The following is a 4,828-nucleotide window of genomic DNA, read 5'->3' on the forward strand; positions in this document are numbered from 1 at the left end:
CCTCGCCCTCCAGCGCCGCGATCTCGGCCTCGATGTCTTTGATCTCGCCGGATTTCGGGCGGCGCAGGGCAATGCGCCGCGACATCGCCCGCTGCATCGTCCGGGTCACCGCCAGGCTGGCGGGCGGGCCGCTGGTGGAATAACCGGCCCGCCGCCACCCGACGCTTTCGGACGCAACCAGCTTGCGCTTGGCCAGGTCGGGCAGCTCCAGGTCGTCGAGGAAGAGCTCGAGATACTCTTCCTGCGACAGCACGAAGCGGAACTCGTCCTGGCCGTCGCCGTCGGGCGCGCCCTCGCTACCGCCACCCCCGCCGCCGCGCTTCGGCCGCTGGATGGTATCGCCTTCGACGAACTCCTTGTTGCCCGGAAGGATGTGGTCGCGCACGCCGCCGGAGCTGGAGCGGTGCAGCCGCGGCTCGTTCACGCCCGTGACCGGGATCGCGACCTCGCCGCCCTGCTCCAGATCCTTGATGCTGCGCTCGCGCGAACTGTCTCTGACCGCCCGCTGCACCAGGGCCTTGGCCCGTCGCAGGAAGCGTTGGCGGTTGACGAGGCTCTTGCCGCCCGGATTAAGCCGCCGGTCGATGATGTGCATGGACATCGCGCGTTGTTCACACCCTCCTGTCTCAGCCCGCCTGCTTCACCCGCATGTACCATTCGACCAGGCGCCGAACCTGCCGCTCGGTGTAGCCGCGGGCGACCATGCGCTCGACGAACTCCTCGTGCTTCTTCTCGGTGTCGCCGTCCTTCTTCGAGCCGAAGCTGATCACCGGCAGCAGCTCTTCCACCTGGCTGAACATCCGCCGCTCGATCACCTCACGGATCTTCTCGTAGCTGGTCCAGCTCGGGTTGCGGCCTTCGTTGGCGGCGCGGGAGCGCAGCGCGAACTTGACCACCTCGTTGCGGAAGTCCTTCGGGTTGGCGATGCCGGCCGGCTTCTCGATCTTGGTCAGCTCCTGGTTCAGCAGGTCGCGGTTCAGCAGCTGCCCGGTGTCGGGGTCCTTGAAGTCCTGGTCCTCGATCCAGGCATCCGCGTAATCGACATAGCGGTCGAACAGGTTCTGACCATAGTCGTGATACGATTCCAGATAGGCCTTCTGGATCTCGTGGCCGATGAACTCGGCATAGCGCGGCGCCAGGTCGGCCTTCAGGAACTCCAGATAGCGCTTCTCGGTCTCGGCCGGCAGCTGCTCGCGCCGCACCATCTGCTCGACCACATACATCAGGTGCACCGGGTCGGCGGCGACCTCGTTGGTGTCGTGGTTGTAGGTCGCTGCCAACGCCTTGAAGGCGAAGCGGGTGGAGACGCCGTCCATGCCCTCGTCGACGCCGCCGGCATCCTTGTACTCCTGCAGGCTGCGGGCACGGGGGTCGACCTCGCGCAGGCTCTCGCCGTCATAGACCCGCATCTTGGAGTAGAGGTTGGAGTTTTCGTGCTCGCGCAGGCGGGACAGGACCGAGAAGCGGGCCAGCATCTCCAGCGTGCCGGGGGCGCAGGGCGCGTCGGCCAGCTTCGAGCCGCGGATCAGCTTGTCGTAGATCTTCTGCTCCTCGGTCACCCTCAGGCAGTACGGCACCTTGATCACGTAGATGCGGTCGATGAACGCCTCGTTGTTCTTGTTGTTCTTGAAGCCCTGCCACTCCGCCTCGTTGGAATGCGCCATGATGATGCCGGTGAAGGGCAGGGCGCCGATGTTCTCGGTGCCGACATAGTTGCCCTCCTGCGTCGCCGTCAGCAGCGGGTGCAGCATCTTGATCGGCGCCTTGAACATCTCGACGAATTCGAGCAGGCCCTGATTGGCCCGATTCAGGCCGCCGGAATAGCTGTAGGCGTCCGGGTCGTGTTGCGGCAGCGTTTCCAGGCTGCGGATATCGACCTTGCCGACCAGGGACGAGATGTCCTGGTTGTTCTCGTCGCCGGGCTCGGTCTTGGCGATGCCGACCTGGCGCAGCCGCGACGGTTGCAGCCGCACCACCCGGAACTTGGAGATGTCGCCGTCGAACTCATCCAGCCGCTTCAGGCACCAGGGGCTGACCAGGCCGGTCAGGCGCCGGCGCGGGATGCCGTAGCGGTCCTCCAACTCGGCGCCCATCGTGTCGGGGTTGAACAGGCCCAGCGGGCTCTCGAAGATCGGGCTGACCTCGTCGCCGGCCTTGAGCGCGTAGATCGGGTGCACCTCCATCAGCGCCTTCAGCCGCTCCGCCAGCGACGACTTGCCGCCGCCGACCGGGCCGAGCAGGTAGAGGATCTGCTTGCGCTCCTCCAGCCCCTGGGCCGCGTGCAGCAGGAAGCTGACGATCCGCTCGATCGTCTCCTCCATGCCGTAGAATTCGGAGAAGGCCGGGTATACCCGGATGGTGCGGTTCATGAAGATCCGCCCCAGCCGGCCGTCGCGCGCGGTGTCCACGATTTCCGGCTGGCCGATGGCCGCGAGCAGCCGTTCGGCCGCGCTCGCATACATCATCGGGTCGCTGCGACATCCCTTCAGGAATTCTTCGAGGGACATCTCCGCCGCGCGGCGGGCCTCGTAGGATTTCGCATAGCTGGTGAAGAGATCGTCGGTCGGTGCCATTGCCACCCGCCAGAGGTTGGAGGATCGAGACTCAACCTAGTGTGCCGTTTCCGGCCGCAGCTTCTGGGCATATATGTCCGGCTCATGATGGGCCGGGCTTTGCGGCGAGATTCGGGTGGGCGACGAGGGCCGACCTCATCCCGCCCGCCCGCAGGCCCGGGATGGGCTGCGCAGTCGGGACCCGGATGAGGTGCAATATCAGGCACTACCCCTTCTCCACCGCTCGCTCTGGTTATCAATATAGGGTCGAAACTGACCGATATTACTACTGCCTTAATTTTTATCTGGGCCCGGGGCCTCGTTGGTCGAGGTCTTGGCAGCCTGCCATCCAGGTCCACGTCACATCAATGGTAACACGGTATGCTCAGTTCGCCAGAAAGGCGATGCGGCTTTTCAGCCGACTCGCCTAAAGCACGAACTATGTCGTGGTATGATCGGGAATCCTGATCGTTTGATCTGAAATCAATCGTCTGATCGATAGGTGAGGGGAGCATGAAGGACCGTGCGGAGGCTTCCGGACCGCTTGTGGCTGTCACGGCGCCTTGGCCCCGAGTCGCATCGCTCCGCCGCGCCGGCCGGCCGTTCCGCCCCATCGGGGACGGCGCATGACGCTGGAGCAGCTGCGCATCTTCGTCACGGTCGCCGAGCACCTGCACGTAACCCGTGCGGCGCAAGCGCTGAACCTGACCCAGTCCGCCGCCAGCGCCGCGATCCAGGCACTGGAGGCGCGCCACGCCACCAAGCTGTTCCACCGCGTCGGCCGCGGCATCGCGCTGACCGATGCCGGCACCGCCTTCCTGCCGGAGGCGCGGGCGGTGCTGGCCCGGGCGGCGCTGGCCGAACGCGCGCTGGATGACCTGTCCGGGCTGCGCCGCGGCGTCCTGGCGCTGCACGCCAGCCAGACCATCGGCAACTACTGGCTGCCGTCGCTGATGCACCGGTTCCGGGCGGCGCATCCCGGGCTGCAGCTGGATCTCACCATCGGCAACACCACCCAGGTGGCCGAAGCGGTGCGGGAAGGCCGGGCCGATATCGGCTTCGTCGAGGGCGACCTGGACGTGGCCGGATTCGAGCATGCCAGCGTGCCGGGCGACCGGCTGGTGCTGGTGGTCGGTGCCAGCCACCCCTGGGCGGGGGAGCGGATGGTGGCGCCGTCCCGCTTCGCCGATAGCCCCTGGGTGCTGCGCGAGCGCGGCTCCGGCACCCGCCAGGTGTTCGAAACGGCGCTGGAACGGCTCGGCGTCGACCCGGCAACGCTGCCGGTGGCGCTGGAACTGGCCAGCAACGAGGCGGTGCGGGCGGCGATCGAGGCTGGGGCCGGGGCGGGGGTGCTGTCCAGCCTGTCGGTCGAATCGGGGCTGCGCTTCGGCACGCTGCGCCAGCTCGACCCGCCGTTCCCGGCCCGTCGCTTCCGCGTGCTGCGCCACCCGGACCACTACCGCAGCAAGGCGGTGGAGGCGTTCCTGAGGATGCTGGACCTGGACTAGGGACGCCGCCGGGCGCTGATGCTGATGGCCGGCCGGGCCTGACCGTCAGAGGCAGTGGGCCAGGGCTTCCCGCACTGCCTTGCGGTCGGCCTCGGTCAGGGTGCTGTCCAGGCTGACGACGCCGCCCGGGGCCACGGTCGGCAGCGCATCCATGCTCAGCGAGAAGGGTTGCCCGGCCAGGATCGCGTCCCGCTCCGCCTGGCTCAGCCCCACCGTGACCTCCGGCCCGTCGGGGCCGTCGCGGGATTCGAGGGTCGGGCCGATGACGTCGCGCTCGGCCGCCGTGGCGCCGCTGCCGACCTGCAGCGTCACCGTGTCCGGCAGCTCCGTGCCCGTGTCGAAGCCAGAATAGGCTAGGTAGGCGGGGGTCTCGTCGCCGCGGCGGCAGAACAGCGTCAGCGTCTCGCCCGACCCGTTGGTCGGGGTCTTCAGGGTCATGGTCGCGATCGTCCCCTTGCCCTCAGCCGAGGTCTGCCACGGCGTCCGCGCCTCCTCCCCGGCATTGGCGAGGCCGAGCGAGGCCAGCTCCTTTTCGTCCAGCGCCTTGCCGGCCGCGGTCAGGCGCGGCAGCAGCTCCGGCTTCCCGCCCATCTCGGCCAGATAGGCCGCGACCTGCGACCTCAGGCTCTCCGGCACCCCGCCGGGCACCAGCTCCCCAGCCTCCGCGCTGCGGCTGCGGCCGCCGAGGAAAGCCAGGATGCAGGCGCCCTCGCAGCGGCCCGGGGCCGTATCCTCGACCTTGGGGGAACCCGCCGGCAGGGTCGAATC

General features: G+C 67.9%; 4 protein-coding genes. 1 reads left to right on the forward strand and 3 read right to left on the reverse strand.

Annotated features, from left to right (window positions below):
• The coding region (locus ABDW35_RS32360; RefSeq protein WP_343717963.1) for a DUF444 family protein at positions 1-595 on the reverse strand (595 nt) is incomplete at its 3' end.
• 31 nt (positions 596-626) lie between these two features.
• A complete protein-coding gene (locus ABDW35_RS32365; protein WP_343717964.1) occupies positions 627-2,573 on the reverse strand; it encodes a PrkA family serine protein kinase in 1,947 nt (648 codons plus the stop codon).
• Between the two features lie 605 nt (positions 2,574-3,178).
• Here ABDW35_RS32365 and ABDW35_RS32370 point away from each other — a divergent pair.
• Entirely contained in the window at positions 3,179-4,060 is an 882-nt protein-coding gene (locus ABDW35_RS32370) for a LysR substrate-binding domain-containing protein (RefSeq protein ID WP_343717965.1), read from the forward strand.
• 45 nt (positions 4,061-4,105) lie between these two features.
• On the opposite strand, the gene ABDW35_RS32375 is transcribed toward ABDW35_RS32370, so the two are convergent.
• On the reverse strand, positions 4,106-4,828 hold a 723-nt coding region (locus ABDW35_RS32375; RefSeq protein ID WP_343717966.1), incomplete at its 5' end, for a hypothetical protein.

Source organism: Inquilinus sp. (assembly GCF_039594555.1).
Taxonomy (GTDB): Bacteria; Pseudomonadota; Alphaproteobacteria; order DSM-16000; family Inquilinaceae; genus Inquilinus.

Excerpts from the sequence above, each read along its gene's own strand:
- ABDW35_RS32370 (WP_343717965.1), top strand. The coding sequence starts at position 3,179 with ATGACGCTGGAGCAGCTGCGCATCTTCGTCACGGTCGCCGAGCACCTG.
- ABDW35_RS32365 (WP_343717964.1), bottom strand. The coding sequence starts at position 2,573 with ATGGCACCGACCGACGATCTCTTCACCAGCTATGCGAAATCCTACGAG.